Here is a 15998-nt window from a genome sequence, read left to right on the forward strand (position 1 = left end):
AGAGAATACAATGAAATGTAACACTGTTATTGTCGCGGCGCCGAATAAGAACAACAGTCGAGGAAAATCATGAAATTTCTCTTTGGTCTCTACCTGCACCTGCGCATCCGCACCCGCATCATCCTGCTCTGTGTCTGTTACAGCTTCTGCATTGTCTTCGCCGTAGGAGCGGGACGCTCCTTCTCCCTGTCCATCTCGGTCATATCCACCGCGCTCTTTCTCATTGCCGGAGCTTTCTTCAGTTCCCTGCTTTTCTGGTCGGTGAACGACGCACTGAAAAGGATCATCGGCATCCTGGAGACCATGATCAGCGGGGACCTCACCAAGCCGATCCAGGCCAAGCGCAACAACGAGATCAGCACCATCATCCGCTCCATCGACACGCTGCAGACCACGATGCGGGACATGATCCGCCGGATTCAGCAGAGCTCCGAGCAGGTGGCGCTCACCTCGCACCAGTTGCAGGACAACGCCGACCGCATCTCCGCGGGGACCGACGACGTCGCCTCCCAGACCAACGCCGTGGCCGTCGCCAGTGAAGAGATGGCCGCGACCTCAGGCGACATCGCGAGAAACTGCGTGCACGCCGCCGAGAACTCGACCCGTGCGAGCCGGACCGCGAGCTCCGGCGCCGACGTGGTGCGGCAGACGACGCTCGGAATGGAACGGATCGCAAGCCGGGTGCAGGGGGCGGCCAAGACCGTGGAGGAACTGGGCGCCCAGTCGGACCAGATCGACCAGATCATCGGTACCATCCAGGAGATCGCGGACCAGACCAACCTGCTCGCTTTGAACGCGGCGATCGAGGCGGCGCGCGCCGGAGAGCAGGGGCGCGGTTTCGCCGTCGTTGCCGACGAGGTGCGCGCCTTAGCCGAGAGGACGACCCGGGCGACCCGGGAGATAGGCGAGATGATCAAGGCGATCCAGGGGGGGACGCGCGGCGCCATCGCCGCCATCGAGGAAGGGGTTGCCGAGGTGGGAAAAGGGGCGGAGTATTCGGCGCGATCGGGCGAGGCGTTGGAGGAAATCCTGGCCCAGGTGGGCGTGGTGAGCGATCAGATCAACCAGATCACCACGGCTGCCCAGCAGCAGACCTCCACCACCGACGAGATAACCCGCAGCATCCAGAGGATCACCGACGTGGTGCAGCAGACGGCCCATGGCGTCACCGAAACCGCCGCCGCGGCGTCCACACTCTCCCATCAGTCGGAAGAACTGCAGCGCCTGGTGCGCCAGTTCAGGCTTTAAAGCCGGCCGCAGGCGGCCCTTTGCGGGCTTCGGAACGCTAGCCCGTACGCCTGACGACCTTTGAGAGTCAGGGCCGCAGCGCTCTTTCGATGGCCTCCTTCAAGCATCTGCTTGGTGAGGTCGGCCGCTCGTTGCGCGGATCTCGCAAAAAAAAGCCGCCCGAGTGGGGCGGCTTTTGCCAAAACAAGCGCGGTGCGTCAGGCCCGCACCCTGCGCCGGCCGTAGACGGCAAGTCCCAGGAAGCCGACTCCAAGCAGCAGGAAGGTGCCCGGTTCCGGCACTGGGGCCAGTTCCGCATCGAAGCTGGTGCTGGCGTGACCGGTATGGGTGATTTCCAGCGCCTGGGTCAGGGAGTAGGGAACGTCGAGGCCCAGTGCGGAAGCGGTGTTGACGTCGCTGAAGGCGAGGCCGCTGTACAGTTCCTCGGTCAAAACCGTGCTCATGGCAAAGGCGGTGTTGGCGGCGTCGAAATAGGTGCTGTACTTGACCGTTCCTCCCGTGGTCCCGCCGATGGCGGCCTGGAAGCTGGAAGCTGCGCCGGTAAAGCCGGTGTCGGTGAGGTAGATGTAGAGCTTGCTGGTGCCGCTCGAGCCGCTCGTCACGTCGACCGAGTTCAGCTCCAGCCACGGGGAGTCCAGGCTCCCGAGGATAGGGTAGGAAAGCCCGGTGCTCACGTTGGTGGTGAAGGCACCGATGCTGCCGATGTAGGTGACGGCGCCTGCCGCGGGGTTAACGTCCCCCACCCCGTTGTCCCCAATGGTGACGGTATTGACGCCGCCGTCCGTCAGTCTTATGGATAGTGCGTTTGCAGATGTGGTCATCAGCGTCAGGGTGAGCATGATGACCGCCAATCCTCCTCTTCTCATGCGCATGGGTTACCCTCCTTGAGGTGGTACTTTATGTAACGCCCATACGCTCAGCATCATGCATGCCAGTCTCTGGTAAAGCATAAGGTTTCAGATAGTTATGTCTGTGATGCCTGCTTGACTTGCCCCCCTTGTTTTACTGCGCATGCTGCCGTGACCGGCGTAAACTGCGTGAAATCAAGAGCTTGCCGGCCCGAGACCGTGCTGCTGGCAAGCGCGTCAGGCTGTCCGTGACCGTAGCGGCTTTACACACCTCCTTTACACTTTGAGGGAACCACACGAAAAAAATGAACCGTGACCGCTGTTTGTGCCTCTGAGAGTGGTGTCGGAAAATTAGACACGCTGTGTGTCCAAAAAGAAAGGGACCGCCTCTGGGCGATCCCTCGTTGGTGTGTGCCGCTGTTCCGGACCGGCGCACCCCTGCATCATTGACCGATTGCTTGTCCGACGCAGTAATCATGGGAGTCGCTCTTTACCCCCCAGCGCCGCAGGCCGAAGCTGACCGCACGCATGAGGTTGGTCCTGTTGTACGGCTTCTGGTTCAGGAAGAAGTGGGGATCGTCGCCAAGGCGCATGTAGAACTCTCCCGGAGCCTCGGGAGCCCCGGAGAGCGCGCATACCGTGGTGGCGGGGAAGCCCCGAGTTTTCCCCTCCTCCTGGCGGATGAGCTGCGCCGTCTTTGCGCCGGAAATGCCGGGGAGGTTGTAGTCCAGACAGACGAGCCCGTAAGGGGTCTGCTCGCCTAGGGCCGTCACGAACTTCTGCAACGCCTCTTCCCCGGTTGCCGCGCAGTCCACGTGGCAAAACGGCTTCAACACCCGTTCCAGAAGCTTGCGGTCCAGTTCGTCGTCGTCGACTATGAGCGCACGCATGGTTCCCTCCTCCGTGTCCGATTGCGTTATGGTGCGGGAAAGAGGCCCGTCGATGGTCTCGCTCCCTTGTGTAGTGCAGGTGGTGGCGCCGGCTGCATCGGGGCATCCTATCCCGTTCCTCGGGGCCGGGCCGGTTGCCTGCCTGATTGTGCCGATAGTTGATGTTTCGGGATGGCTCACGCCGTCGTGGCCTTGCGCGATGGTCTCGACCTGGGGCAAAAGCCGCGTGAAAGCGGCCACGACGTAGGGGTCGAACCGGACTCCGCTCATGGAGACGATGTAGGCGCTCGCACGCTTCCACGAAAAGGCCTTCTTGTACACCCGGGAAGTGGTCAGGGCATCGAAGACGTCGGCCACCGAGACGATGCGCGCGGCAAGCGGAATGGCCTCCCCCGCCAGGCCGTCGGGATAGCCCAGGCCGTCCCAGCGCTCGTGGTGCCAAAGCGCGATGTCGGCGGCCATCTGGAAGACGAGGGCGCCCTCCTCGGGATTGCAGCAGGCCCCGCCGCTGTCCCTGTCGGCTGCGGCGATGATGTCTCGGCCGATGCGGGTGTGGGTCTTCATGACCTCGAACTCTTCCCGGCTAAGCGAGGCGGGTTTGAGCAGGATGCGGTCCGGGATGCCGATCTTCCCGATGTCGTGCAGCGGGACCACCCTTACCAGGCGCTCTATCCACTGCCGGCTCAGCAGGGAGGAGTACGGTGAGTCGAGCTTCAGCGCGTTCCCCAGTGCCAGCGTGTAGTCCTGCACCCGCTTTACGTGGCGCCCGGTCTCCCGGTCCCGTGCCTCGGCGATGCTCGTCAGCAGGTCCACCGCCACCTCGCACGCGTGTCTTTTCTCACGGCGGTGGCGCTCGAGTTCGCGCAAAAGGCGCAGGTTCTCGGCCTCCAGCATCAGCATGGGGTGGTCCTTTGCGGCCTTTTGCCGCTCTTGCGATGTTGGTACCGGAGTAAACACCTGCGTCTCCTCATGCATACCGCCATGTGCGCAGGGGCACCGTTGAGGTTCCCTCTGCGTCTGCCCCGTTGCCGGGGGGTGGACGATGGTCTCATTAATAGCAGGGACTTGTTTTTTTGTATGTCGGGCGCGGGACGTTAAAGGTGAGAGACTTTTTCCGACATGCAGCGGGAGCGAGAGGGGAGGAGCGCGCTCCGCGGCGGGAGAGGCGAAGGGATCCGCCTCTCCCGCCGGGGGATCAGGCGTTGTCGCACAGAAGTCCGTTTTTTACGACGTAGGTGGTCAGTTCCGCGTTGTTCTTCATCCCCATCTTGAGCAGAACCCGGGTCCGGTAGGTGCTGATGGTCTTGACGCTCAGGGCGAGCTTGTCGGCGATGCCGGTCAGGGTGAGCCCGGAGCCGATCATGCACATGATCTGGTACTCGCGGTCGGAAAGAAGCGTGTGCGGCTCCGCTCCGCGGGGATTGGCGAGCTCGGTGAAGAGTCGCTCCGCGAGGTTCGAGCTCAGGTACTTGCCGCCGGTGTGGACCTTGCGGATCGCGTGCACCAGTTCCTGGGAGGCGGTCTCCTTGGTGAGGTAGCCGGCGGCGCCGGAGCGGATGGCGCGGATGGCGTACTGCTCCTCCGGGTGCATGCTGAGTACCAGCACCGGCGTCGTAATCCCCTCGGCCTTCAACTGCTTCAGGGCGTCAAGACCGCTTCTGCCGGGAAGCGAGATGTCGAGGACGATGACGTCGCAGGCCACACTCCCCAAACGGGCGAACAGCTCCTGGATGTCCCCCGCCTCGCCGACCACGGTGATGTCGTCGGTGTCGTGCAAAAGCCCCTTGAGCCCCTCGCGCAGTATCTTGTGATCGTCAGTGAGCAAAACCCTTATCATCTCTTTTTCCTCCTTCGTTCCACGGGCATCTCAACCCGAATCGTAGTTCCCTTACCGTGCACTCCCCTGATCTCGGCCGTCCCTCCCCAGCGCAGGGCCCTCTCCTTGATCCCTAGAAGGCCAAGCGACTGCAGGTTGTTGATCTGTTCCTCGTTGATGCCGCGGCCGTTGTCCTCTATCTGCAGCACGATGCCGTCCTCACTTATGTCGAGGAGGATCTCGGCCTTCGTCGCGCCGGAGTGGCGCATCACGTTGGTCATGCTTTCCTGGAAGATGCGGAAGAGGGAGTTGGCCCGTTCCGGGTCGACCTCGGCGTCGCGCTGCGGGACGATGAACCGGCAGTCGATCTGGCGCTGGCGGTAAAGCTCCAGCTGCTCCTCGATGGCGGCGACCAGGCCGAGCTCGTCCAGCATGCGGGGGCGGAGGTCCCGCGTGATGCGGCGCGCGCACTGTATGGTGACGTTCAGGAGCTCGTTCATCGCCTTCACCTTCGCGGCGTACTTTTCGTCCCCTTCCGGGATGCGCTTTTGGAACCAGGCGACGTCCATCATGAGCGCGGCAAGCAGTTGCCCCAGCTCGTCGTGGATCTCCTGGGCCACCGAGGCCCGCTCGTGCTCGGCTACCGTCTCTATTCGCTCCGCCAGTCGCCGCAGGTCCGCGGTCCGCTCGGCCACGGCGCGTTTCAGCTCCTCCTTCGCCTCGTGCTGCGCCGTGATGTCGCGGGCGATGCCCAAAATCCCCAGCTGGTTCCCGGCGCGGTCCAGCATCGGGGTTTTCTTCGTTTCCAGCAGGATGCGCCTTCCTCCGCTGCTGTCGGTCAGCCATTCCTCGTGAGCGATCTGACGGCCTGCCGCGAGCACCTCACGGTCCCTTTTTACGAAAAGCTCGGCCTCTTCTGCGTTCCAGATGTCGCGATCCGTCCGGCCGATGATCTCCGCTTCCGGGTGCCCCGCCATCTTCTGAAATGCCGGGTTTGCCGCGAGAAACACGCCGTTTACGTCCTTCAGAAAGATCAGGTCCGGGATGGTGCTGATGATGGTACGCAAAAGCGACCGCTCCTGCTCCAGTTGTTCCTCCATCCGGATGCGGTCGGTGATATCACGGGAGATGGCGAAGATCCCGGTCACGGCGCCGGCATGGTCACGGATCGGCCCCTTCACCACGTTGAAGACGCGGGACTGCCCCAGGTGGTTGCGGCGGGATTGTTCGAAGGAGACGATGGCGCCGGTTTCCAGTACGCGCCGGTCGTACGCGAGGATCACCTCTTCCTCTTCCGCCCCATAGATGCGGGTTTCCTCACTGCCGATCGCCTCCCGTCCGAGAAACTCCAGCCCCGCCTTGTTCATCATGAGGTAGGTCCCCTGGCGGTCCTTGACCGAGATCGGGTCGGGCGTCGTTTCGATGACTGCGTTTAAAAGCTGCCGGCTTTCCCTCAGTTGCGCGGTGCGCTCCTCGACGCGCTGCTCCAGGCTCTGGTTCAGCTGTTTGAGCGCCGTGTGCGAGAGCAACAGCTCCCTCGTCATCACCTGCACGTTGTCGGTGAGCCCCTTGAACTCGGTGGTCACCGGAGGAGGCCACTCGATGGTGGTTCCGGCCGCGATCTGGGCGGGAAGCTCGCGCGTCACGCGCTCGAAGTCCGAGAGGATGGAGGCGATCCTGCCGGCGAAAAGCCGTGAGCAGAAGACCAGTAACACGAGCAGCAGACCGATGCCGGAGAGCGCCGCGGTGATCTTTTCGGAGAGCGCGGTGATGGGGCGCTTGAGCGGAGACTCAACCACCAGCTTCCACCCCGGGTACCCGTCCAGCGGCATCTCCTTCACGTAAAACGAGGCAAGCCAGCGCTTGTACGGGCTCAACCCGGGTTTGGGGGCCGGGATCCAGTGGCGTATCCCTTTGGCCACCGGCATCAGGGAGCCCCCTGCGGGAAGGACGTAAGGGGTGAGGGGCCTTAACTCCTGCTTGGTACTCATGACCACCATCCCCCGGTCGTCGACGAGGGTCACCTGCACGGAGTCTTCGTGCACGAGCTTTTGCAGGAGCTCCGTCAGGCTGCCGAGGTCGGCGACGCCGAATACGGCGCCCCGGTAACCTTCCTTTTCAAGCACCGGCGCGACCAGGATGAGTCTCGGCCCCGGCGCGCCGATCCTCCCCTGGAAGAGCTCCATCACCTCGGGGTAGGGTGGGGTGGAGACCTTCTTCAGGTAACTGCGGTCCGACAGGTCCAGTCCGACGGTGGTCGCGCCGTTCTCGTCCACGGCCGGGGAGAAGGCCACCGTGATGCCTCGCTCGTCGGTCATCCCGAGGCGCCTGAAGTCGGTGAGCGACTGGCGCATGTTCTCCAGGTCGCGCCGCATGTGGGCCACCGGTCCGCTGCTGGAGGAGGCAAGGAAGCGGATCACCCCGAGGCTGCTGTCCAGCCAGGATGCCGCTCCGGTCTGGGCCGCGGTGGCGATACGAACCGTTGCCTCCTGGTGCCGTGCGAGGTCCTGGCGCATCGTGTGTCTTATGTCCAGGTAGAGGAAAAGCAGGGTCGGGATGGTGACAAAGAGCGATATGGCGACGAAGATCAGCTGGCGCAGCCCGGGAAGCCTTTCCTGGCGCCGCCGGTAGAAGCCGTAGCCCATGTGGAGCGCGGCCGCGATCAGCGTGTTGACGATGCCGTTGATCCCCTGCTTGAGCCCCATCACCATGGCGGGCAGGAGAGGGAAGTGCATGACACCGGCGTAGAAGAAGAGCACGAGGGCGATGCCGCCGCTGAACCAGTAGGCTAGGTTGTTAAGGACCGGGTCGCGGTCTTTGGAGAGGTTCAACCGCGCGGTGCAGAGCGTCTCGGCGCAGAAGATGATCACCGCCCAGGGATGGTGCCAGAGAAACCAGGTGCAGCTGGCGGCGATGAGCGTCGCCGTCATCCCGGCAACGAGACCGAAGCGCATCAGGGCGAACATGGAGAGGATGGAGCCGAAGATGAAATCGACGTTGAAGAAGAATTCCAGCTTGAACCAGTTCAGTACGAATCCGGCGAGGCCGAAGGCGATCCCGATGGCTGCCTGGTGCCGGCAGTTCGGCCGGGATGAGTACGTCTTTTGCGCTTTCTGGTCCGGCATGGCCTACTCCTGAGGCGGTTGAGCGTGTCGGCGTGGGCGTCGATGGATCATTAATAGCAGAAGCTCTCTCGCTTATGGATCGGCCTTCTTCCTTTTTTTCTGTAGTCTTTTTCCTACAAGCGGACGATGCCGGAAGGGGGCGTCTGTAGTCGCAACCCCTACGACACTTGCAGCCTCTTTCGGATTTACAGGGAAGCGCCCCGGGCGGTAAAGGTGGAGCAGGTGGAGAGTCACCGCTCAGAAGGAGGGGGAAATGGGTGCACCAGGGCAAGAGGCGGGGTGGAGCACGGTGGATGAGAAGGGGGACGGCGTCCCGGCGGGAAGGGGGGAGCGCGTCGACGCCAGGATCGCCATCTTCGAAGGTCCCTATCAGAAAAAGCTGGTATTGAACTATTCGGTCAACGTGAGCCGGGGCGGTCTCTTCCTCGAGACTTCCCACCTCCGCCCGGTGGACACCCTTTTGACCATCAAGTTCAAGCTCTCGGACCGTGACTCCGTCATCTCCTGCCAGGCCCGGGTGGCCTGGGTCCGCGAGCGGGGAAGGAAGAAACATAAGCTCCCCTCCGGCATGGGCCTTTGTTTCGTGGGGCTTTCCCTTGCGGACCTGCATGCCCTCAGAAGGTTTTTGGAGCGCTCCAGCATCATCCCGGTCTGGTAGTCACAAAGGGAGCGAGGTTCTGCTCACCACGGTGCGCAGCGCGAAGGACGACTGCACCCGTAAAACGCCGGGGAGCCCGGTCAGCTTGTTGTGCAGGCGCAGGTAGTCGTCCGTGTCCTTCACCGCGACGCGCATCAGGTAATCGACGTCGCCGGACATGAGGTAGCACTCCATCACCTCGGGAACCGTGGCGATCGCCTCCTCGAAGGCCGAAAGCCTCTCGCGCTGCTGCCCGTCAAGCGTCACCCGCACGAAGACGTTCCCCGGTTTGCCCGCTCGCCCCTGATCCACCAGCATCACGTAGCGGTCGATGATGCCGCTTTGCTCCAGAAGGCGCACCCGGCGCAGGCAGGCGGACTCGGAAAGCCCGACGAGCTCGGCCAACTGCACGTTGGTCAGCCTGCCGTCCCTCTGCAACTCGTTCAGGATGGCCCGATCAATCCTGTCTACGGCTGTTTCCGCAAGATTCCTCATCGATTGCCCCTTATAGTGAAACATCCTGCGAAAAAATACCGTTTTTGTCGCTTGTTCGCAAGAAAAAATCCCGGCCGATCTGGTATGCTGAGACGCCGGTCTAATGAACCCGGCCCGGACTGCGGTACAATGCTGACAGTCGGCACACTCATCAAGGGGAGAGGGAGCGCAGATGGTCGTCGGGATACTGAAGGAAATCAAGGTCGAAGAGAATCGTGTCAGCATGACCCCCGCCGGGGTCGAGGTCATGGTGGGGCACGGGCACACCATGCTGGTCGAGAGCGGCGCCGGCAACGGCAGCGGGTTCTCCGATGACGCCTATCGCAAGGCGGGCGCCGAGATCGTGGCTGAACCGGCCGAGATCTACGCACGGGCCGAGATGGTCATGCACGTGAAGGAACCGCAGCCAAGCGAGTACGAGATGATCCGCGAGGGGCAGATCGTTTTCACCTACTTCCACTTCGCCGCCTCGGAGGGACTCACCCGTGCCTTCATGAAGAGCGGGGGGGTAGCCGTCGCCTATGAGACCATCACCGGTCCCGGTAACACGCTCCCGCTGCTCACCCCGATGAGCGAGGTCGCCGGCCGCATGGCGGCGCAGCAGGCCGCCAAGTACGCGGAGCGGGCCCAGGGGGGGCGCGGCATCCTGTTGGGAGGCGTTCCCGGCGTCGCACCGGCCACCGTCGTCGTGATCGGTGGCGGCGTGGTGGGGACCCACGCGGCGCAGATGGCCTGCGGCCTGGGTGCCAAGGTCTACCTCCTCGACATGAACCTCGAACGCCTGCGCCACCTCTCCGAGGTCATGCCGAAGAACTGCTTCCCGGTCATGTCTTCTCCCGCCGTCATCCGCGAGCTGGTGCAGCAGGCGGACGTGGTGATCGGCGCCGTGCTCGTGCACGGGGCGAAGGCGCCCAAGCTTGTGACCCGCGACATGCTGAAGGGGATGAAGCCGGGCGCGGTCTTGGTCGACGTCGCCATCGATCAGGGGGGGTGTTTCGAGACTTCGCGCGCGACCACGCACCGCGAGCCGACCTACCTCGAGGAGGGGGTGCTGCACTACTGCGTGGCGAACATGCCCGGCGCGGTGCCGCTAACCTCGACGGCCGCCCTCACCAACGCAACACTCTCCTATGCCGTGTCGCTGGCCGAACGCGGCTGGCGCGAGGTCGCGCGCGAGAGCGCCGGCGTGCGTGAGGGGATCAACATCGCTTTGGGCCAGGTCACCTACCGCGGCGTCGCCGACGCCTTCGGGCTCCCCTACACCCCGGTGGAGGCGCTGCTGGGATAGAAGGGCATTCGAAAGTCCCCCTTTGCGAAGGGGGATTTAGGGGGATTTAGCTGGCTGGCAAAAGCAAATCCCCCGCCCCCCTTCGCAAAGGGGGGAGCCTATAAACCGAAAAAAAAAGAGGCCGTCCCGGAAGGGGCGGCCTCTTTTGCGTCAGGGGCGTTAAGGGGAGGGGGGCTTCAAGTGCAGTTTGCGCAGCACGCTCTCGTTGACCTGGAGCCGGACCTTGCGCGGGTCGACGATGGGGACCCGGTGCCCCCCGCTGGAACGCAGGAGGGACTGGGCCATTTCGCCCGCCTGCCATCCGAGGTCGTGTGGGTCGATGTCGAGAGCGACCGCGGCGCCGTTTTTCAGGTACTGCCCGGTGAAGCTCACCGCCGGGACCCCCTGGGTCATGGAAAAGACGAGGAGCGCCTCCAGGTTGACCGTGGTGATGGCGGTGCTGTCCGGCAACAGCCATAGAAGGTCGATGTCCCCCTTCAGTTGCTCCAGTTTCCCCTGCAGGTCGCGCGGGTTGCGCAGCGTCTCGGTGACGATGGTGACGCCGTAACCCTCCGCCTCGGTGACTGCTCGTTTGACGTAGAGCCCCGAGAGCCTCGGGTCGTAGAGCACCCCCACCCGCCTGACCCGCATCTGGGAGAAGAGTTCGAGGTAGCGCTCCGGCGCGGCGGTCATGGCGATGCCGCCTACATGATCCGGGACCGCCCTCTGGGTGAGCGCCAGGGATAGCAGGGCGAGCACCGGGACCTCCCGGGTCTTGCGGCATTCGCTCAGCGCGCGGTCCCCCAGCGCGATCAAAAGCCTCGGGCGCTCCTCCCTGACCAGGCGCTGCACGTCGACGTCGGAGTAGTCCGAGAGCACGAGGGTCTTCGAGTCGAGTTTGGCCGCGCCGTGCAGCCCGCGCAGCGCGTCGGTATAGACGGGGCTGCGGCCGCTTTGCAGGATGAGCACGTCCAGGGCCTCGGCCGGGCGTGGCGACACCAGCATGATGAGGAAAAGCAGCATTAAGGGGATCGGTGCGCGCATCAGAAGCGTAGCCTCCCCCCGAACTCAAACCACCGCGGTGCCGCGGGGCGGAACTCGTACTGGTACAGCTTGGTGTCCAGGATGTTGCGCACCGAGAAGAAGAGCTCCGGTGACCGGTCCGAGGACGACGCGAGCTTCTGGGTCACGTGCAGGTCCAGGAACGTTGCAGTCGAGTCGGCACCGGGCGTGGCGAGGTTCCAGTCGCTGTAGTTGGCGGTCAGGACCGAGGTGAGACCGATCTCCTCGTTCTGGTAGGTGAGTGCCCCCTTGACCGCGTGGCGCGGGCCGCTCTCGCCGCCGCTTAACTGCTTCCCTGTTTTTTTGTCGCGGGCGTCGGTGAAGGTGTAGCCGCCGCTTAGCATGAAGCCGTACAAGGAAGAGGTGCGCCATTCCATGTCGACCCCTTCGCGGCTCTGTTCGTCCCGGTGCAGTACGTTGTAGCGGTCGATGGTCTGGATGTTCCAGACCTCGTTGTCAAACAGCATCACCTTGAGCCACAGGTATGGGATCGCGGTGCTCTCGATCCCCGCTTGTACGGTCCGTATCTGCTGCAGTTTGTGCGGTACCTGTCCATCGGTGGAGCCGTAATTGCTGATGAGCGGCATGCTGTAGCCGTACGCCGCATAGCCGCGCAAAAGGGTATTGTCGGTCAGGCGGTAGGTGGCGCCAAGGGTGCCGCTCAGGGCGTCATCCAAAAGGTTGAAGCGGTCGAAGCGGGCACCGGGGAGCACGGAGAGCTTTCCGAGGGTGTAGGTGCCGTTCAGGTACGCGCTGTAGCGGGTGAGGGTTTTATCGATGTTGAAGTCGGGGATCGGCATGAGGAGTTCACGCTGCCGCACCTCGGTCTGCTCGTACTCCACCCCGGCCTTGAGTCCCCGGTTCGCGTCTCCCCAGTTGAGTGCCGTCTCGTACCCCTGGTACACTTCGCGCGCCGTTGCGTGGACGAAGGGGGCGGGTTCGGGGAAGAAGTTCCCGATGACGTGCGCGGTGCTGCGTCTCCCCCCGCGGGCGTTTGCCTCGAGCGATAGACGCTCGGCGAGCGGGTACTGCACCGAGAAGTAGCCGTTCAGATAACGGGCCATCCCGGTTTCCCAGAAGTTGTAGAGGTAGGACTCGCTGAGGCCCATGTCGGCATCGCGTGCGTCGACTGCGAGGATTGCCCTGCCGCCGTTTAGGAAGTCGTAGCTCAGTTTCCCGAAGCCGTGGTTGAAATCGACGTCGTTTCGGGGGATGAGGCCGTCTGAGAAGAGCTTTCCGCCGGTCAGGTAGTACCCGAGCTGCTCTACGGTGCCGCTGACCTCCGCCCTCAGGTCAGTGGTGGCGTTCTTGCCGATGGAGGCTGAGGCGAGACCGGTCGCCGGGGTATCCTGTGCGGGGAGCTTGGTGATGATGTTGATCACCCCGCCAAGGGAAGAGCCCCAGGCTGCCGAGGCTGGCCCCTTGATGATCTCGATGCGCTCGATCATCTGCACCGGGATGCTGCCGATGTGGGCGAAGTTGTCGGAGCTTACGAAGTTCTGGGGCACCCCGTCGATCTGAACCAGGACGTGCCGGCTCGAGCTGCCGAGGATGTCGTAAAGGACGACGTTGCCGGGAGTCTGCAACAGGTCCACCTGGGCGCCGGGGACCGTCTGAAGCACGTCGGCCACGGTGTGAGCGTTAAGCCGGGCGATCTCGTCGGCGTCTATTACGGTGACGTTTTCCGCGATGAGCGAAGCGGGACGGGGGGAATGGGGGACTGCGACGGCCTCTTCGCCGGACAGGCCGAGCGAGCGTGTCACCTCGTCCGTATCCTCGGCGCGAAGCTGGGTGACGGCCATCGGGGACAGGACCATCAGGGAGGCAAGCAGTATTGTGATGAGCTGTTTTGCTGTCAAAAGGGTTTCCCCGGAAAAGAGCCGTTGACAGTTGCAGAATTCTTAAAAGAACTGGCACAGAGATTGTTGCATACCTATCAGTTTGATGCTTCTCTGTCAAAGGAATTTCGGTAATACAGTGCTTATGCGGTTAATGATGGACAAAGTAGTTACTTATTACAGTTGAATCCCGCGACATATCTGGTATAGTCCTCCGACAGACTCCATGTAAAGCCTCGCGTACAAACATTCACACTGCCTCAGGTCCGCAGCCTGCAGCTCAGCTCCAAAGCTCGCCCTGCACGCAGCTGTTACACACAACAATGAAGCCGCCGTCTGCACCAACCGGCCACGATTCGGCCGCGGCGCCGACCCCAATAAAGGCCTTGCCATGGACACGCCTTCTCCCGCCGGACGCTTAGGCGCCCTTCGCTCGAGCTTCCAGTACAAGCTGTTCCTGCGTTTTACCCTCTTCTCCGCGCTGATCACCATCGTCTGCGTCACACTCTTCGTATTGCACCAGATCAACCAGAACAAGCGGCACGCCGCCGAGATGCTCCGCCTGCAGGCCCATGCCCTGGCCGACTCGGTGCGGCTTCCCCTTTACGCTGAGAACACCGACCTGCTTCAGTCCCACGCGCGCCAGGCGCTCACCCTTCCAGAGATCCGGGGCGTGGAGATAGCAGCCGCGAGCGGCAGGATCATGGTGCGCTTAGGGACCAACGCTGGGGCGGACCTGATCCAACAGAGCGTGCAGGTGCGGGGCAATCCGCTTACCGTGCTTCCCGAGCCGGGGCAAGGCGAGCAGCGGCCGGGTGAGCTTATCGGCGAGGTGCGCCTTTTCCGTGGCACCCGGGACCTGTGGCGAGAGGGGAGGCGGCTTGCCTTTCTGAGCGTAGTGCTGGCCACGGCGAGCTGGCTCTTCATCCTCTTCTCCTGCTACCTGATCCTGAAGAGGGTGACCGCATCGTTCAACTCGCTGATGCAGGGGCTGGAGAACGTCCACTGCGGCGACTACGTCTCACGCATCGCCGTCCTCTCCGATGACGAGCCGGGGAGGGCCTCTGCATCGCTCAACGATCTGGCCGAGTCGCTCAGGCAACGCGAGGAGGAGAACCGTCGGCTGCATGCGGAACTGCTGGCAGCCATGGAGTTCGAGATCGCCTCGAAGCAACAGCTGGTCACCATCAACCTGGATCTGGAGAAGGAAATCGAGCAGAGGACCCAGGCGCGCCAGGAGCTGAAGAACCTGGTGGAGCAGCTCCCCATGGGGATCGTCTGGTCCGACGAGCGGGGCGGTGTCGAGTACCTGAACGCCTTCATGACGAAGAGCTTCGGTTATCGCCAGGACGAGGTTCAAGATGTCGACCAACTGCTCGCCCTGCTTTGCCCCGAACCGGAGTACCGCGAAAAGGTCGCCGGCAAGCGCCGCGCCGCCATCGAGGCATGGGAGCAGGGGAACCGGGTCACCTTCTTCGAAGTGAACGCGCTTTGCAAGGACGGCACCGTCAAGCATCTGAACTGCAGCAACCAGCGCTCCGGCGCGCGCATCGTCGACATCATGATCGACATGACCGAACGCGAGCTTTTGCAGCAGCAGATCGTGAGAAACCAGAAGCTGGAGTCTATCGGCGTTCTCGCCGGCGGGATCGCGCATAACTTCAACAACGCCCTGACCGGCGTGCTCGGCTACATCTCCTTCGCAAAAAAGTTCATCGATCCGTCGCACAACTCCCACGAGCTTTTGCAGCAGGCCGAAAAGGCGACCATGCGTGCCGCCGGGTTCGCGAACCAGCTCCTTAGTTTCGCCAAAGGGGGAGCCCCCCTGAGAAAAGCCGTCCCGGTCGCGAGGCTGGTGGAGGAATCGGTGCAGCTTGCCACGCGCGGTTCCAACGTTACCTGCCTCCTTGATCTGTCGCCGGAACTCCCCCCGGTGTACGTGGACGACGGCCAGATCCGGCAGGCTTTCAACTGCATCTGCATCAACGCGGTGCAGTCAATGCCGGACGGCGGGACGCTGACCGTGCGCGGGAGAATGGTGTCGACCGACGCGGAAAGGCTTCCGGCCCCCCTGAGTGGCTGCTACGTCGAGCTCTCGTTCCAGGACGAGGGGTGCGGCATCCGCGACGAGCACAAGTCGAGCATCTTCACTCCCTATTTCACCACCAAAGCTGCACTTGGCACCGGGCTTGGTCTTGCGACGGTCCATTCGATCATCACCCGGCACGGCGGGGTGATCACCTTCGACACCCTCTTGGGAAAAGGGACCACCTTCACCCTCTATCTTCCCGTTTTCTGCATCGAATCGGCACAGCCGAAGCTGGAAGCCGACGCGGAGCGCGACGCGCAGCAGGCGCTTGTCGGCTGCAGCAGAAGAGTCCTTGTGATGGATGATGAGGAGATGATTCGGCTCCTCGCCGCCAAAGTCCTCGCGGCCAAAGGGTACGAGGTGACCCTCTGCGCGAGCGGCGATGAGGCCGTCGCCATGTACGGAAGGGCATCAAAGGAAGGGACGCCGTTTTTGGCGGCGATTCTGGATCTCACGGTGCCTAATGGGATGGGGGGTAAGGAGGCGGCGCGTCTTATTCTCGCACAGGACCCGGCGGCGCGGCTCATCGTGTCCAGCGGCTACAGCAACGACGAGGTGATGGATTCGTACCGGGATTACGGGTTTTGCGGGAGTGTGGTGAAGCCTTACGATTCCGACAAGCTCTGCGGGGTGCTGGAGGCGCTGTAAGAAGGGAGGGGGCGTGGCCACGTAGCGTGGCATTA

At 63.0% G+C, this 15998-nt stretch carries 11 protein-coding genes; 4 read left to right on the top strand and 7 right to left on the bottom strand.

Features of this window, described 5'->3' with window-relative positions; translation table 11 throughout:
* Nucleotides 1-69: 69 nt before the first annotated feature.
* Nucleotides 70-1248 (top strand): methyl-accepting chemotaxis protein, encoded by a 1179-nt coding sequence (locus tag E8L22_RS16485; RefSeq protein WP_136526244.1) that lies wholly within the window; start codon nucleotides 70-72, stop codon nucleotides 1246-1248.
* 197 nt (nucleotides 1249-1445) lie between these two features.
* Here E8L22_RS16485 and E8L22_RS16490 read toward each other — a convergent pair whose 3' ends face one another.
* The 4 genes from E8L22_RS16490 to E8L22_RS16505 form a co-directional block, all read right to left on the bottom strand.
* Entirely contained in the window at nucleotides 1446-2120 is a 675-nt protein-coding gene (locus E8L22_RS16490; RefSeq protein ID WP_136526245.1) for a PEP-CTERM sorting domain-containing protein, read from the bottom strand.
* A 419-nt stretch (nucleotides 2121-2539) separates the two neighbouring features.
* Complete coding sequence (locus E8L22_RS16495; protein ID WP_162604859.1) at nucleotides 2540-3886, bottom strand: HD domain-containing phosphohydrolase; 1347 nt, start codon at nucleotides 3884-3886, stop codon at nucleotides 2540-2542.
* Between the two features lie 295 nt (nucleotides 3887-4181).
* On the bottom strand, nucleotides 4182-4823 hold the full coding sequence (locus E8L22_RS16500) for a response regulator (protein ID WP_129127916.1): 642 nt from the start codon (nucleotides 4821-4823) through the stop codon (nucleotides 4182-4184).
* Entirely contained in the window at nucleotides 4820-7927 is a 3108-nt protein-coding gene (locus tag E8L22_RS16505; protein ID WP_136526247.1) for a sensor histidine kinase, read from the bottom strand. The genes E8L22_RS16500 and E8L22_RS16505 overlap by 4 nt, the downstream gene beginning before the upstream one ends.
* 253 nt (nucleotides 7928-8180) lie before the next feature.
* On the opposite strand from E8L22_RS16505, the gene E8L22_RS16510 reads away from it, so the two are divergent.
* Complete coding sequence (locus tag E8L22_RS16510) at nucleotides 8181-8585, top strand: PilZ domain-containing protein (protein ID WP_136526248.1); 405 nt, start codon at nucleotides 8181-8183, stop codon at nucleotides 8583-8585.
* Here E8L22_RS16510 and E8L22_RS16515 read toward each other — a convergent pair whose 3' ends face one another.
* The gene (locus tag E8L22_RS16515) at nucleotides 8586-9059 is read right to left on the bottom strand and encodes an Lrp/AsnC family transcriptional regulator (RefSeq protein ID WP_135872665.1); all 474 of its coding nucleotides are present in this window, start codon (nucleotides 9057-9059) and stop codon (nucleotides 8586-8588) included.
* Between the two features lie 172 nt (nucleotides 9060-9231).
* Here E8L22_RS16515 and ald point away from each other — a divergent pair, with 172 nt between their 5' ends.
* Nucleotides 9232-10347 carry an alanine dehydrogenase gene (ald, locus tag E8L22_RS16520; protein WP_136526249.1) on the top strand — a complete coding sequence of 372 codons (1116 nt, stop codon included), beginning with the start codon at nucleotides 9232-9234 and terminating at the stop codon, nucleotides 10345-10347.
* A gap of 159 nt (nucleotides 10348-10506) precedes the next feature.
* Here the strand turns inward: ald and E8L22_RS16525 are convergent, their stop codons facing one another.
* On the bottom strand, nucleotides 10507-11370 hold the full coding sequence (locus E8L22_RS16525; RefSeq protein WP_136526250.1) for an ABC transporter substrate-binding protein: 864 nt from the start codon (nucleotides 11368-11370) through the stop codon (nucleotides 10507-10509).
* Nucleotides 11370-13247 (bottom strand): TonB-dependent receptor plug domain-containing protein, encoded by a 1878-nt coding sequence (locus E8L22_RS16530; protein WP_246044723.1) that lies wholly within the window; start codon nucleotides 13245-13247, stop codon nucleotides 11370-11372. Before E8L22_RS16530 ends, E8L22_RS16525 begins: the two co-directional genes overlap by 1 nt.
* A 370-nt stretch (nucleotides 13248-13617) precedes the next feature.
* Here E8L22_RS16530 and E8L22_RS16535 point away from each other — a divergent pair, with 370 nt between their 5' ends.
* Complete coding sequence (locus E8L22_RS16535; protein WP_136526251.1) at nucleotides 13618-15963, top strand: hybrid sensor histidine kinase/response regulator; 2346 nt, start codon at nucleotides 13618-13620, stop codon at nucleotides 15961-15963.
* Nucleotides 15964-15998: the final 35 nt, after the last annotated feature.

Origin of the sequence: Geomonas ferrireducens (genome assembly GCF_004917065.1) — a bacterium.
Lineage (GTDB): Bacteria > Desulfobacterota > Desulfuromonadia > Geobacterales > Geobacteraceae > Geomonas > Geomonas ferrireducens.

What these genes read in the sequence shown, in the direction of transcription:
- E8L22_RS16485 (WP_136526244.1), top strand. Translation starts at nt 70, where the DNA reads ATGAAATTTCTCTTTGGTCTCTACCTGCACCTGCGCATCCGCACCCGC.
- E8L22_RS16490 (WP_136526245.1), bottom strand. Translation starts at nt 2,120, where the DNA reads ATGCGCATGAGAAGAGGAGGATTGGCGGTCATCATGCTCACCCTGACG.
- E8L22_RS16495 (WP_162604859.1), bottom strand. Translation starts at nt 3,886, where the DNA reads ATGCTGATGCTGGAGGCCGAGAACCTGCGCCTTTTGCGCGAACTCGAG.
- E8L22_RS16500 (WP_129127916.1), bottom strand. Translation starts at nt 4,823, where the DNA reads ATGATAAGGGTTTTGCTCACTGACGATCACAAGATACTGCGCGAGGGG.
- E8L22_RS16505 (WP_136526247.1), bottom strand. Translation starts at nt 7,927, where the DNA reads ATGCCGGACCAGAAAGCGCAAAAGACGTACTCATCCCGGCCGAACTGC.
- E8L22_RS16510 (WP_136526248.1), top strand. Translation starts at nt 8,181, where the DNA reads ATGGGTGCACCAGGGCAAGAGGCGGGGTGGAGCACGGTGGATGAGAAG.
- E8L22_RS16515 (WP_135872665.1), bottom strand. Translation starts at nt 9,059, where the DNA reads ATGAGGAATCTTGCGGAAACAGCCGTAGACAGGATTGATCGGGCCATC.
- ald (WP_136526249.1), top strand. Translation starts at nt 9,232, where the DNA reads ATGGTCGTCGGGATACTGAAGGAAATCAAGGTCGAAGAGAATCGTGTC.
- E8L22_RS16525 (WP_136526250.1), bottom strand. Translation starts at nt 11,370, where the DNA reads ATGCGCGCACCGATCCCCTTAATGCTGCTTTTCCTCATCATGCTGGTG.
- E8L22_RS16535 (WP_136526251.1), top strand. Translation starts at nt 13,618, where the DNA reads ATGGACACGCCTTCTCCCGCCGGACGCTTAGGCGCCCTTCGCTCGAGC.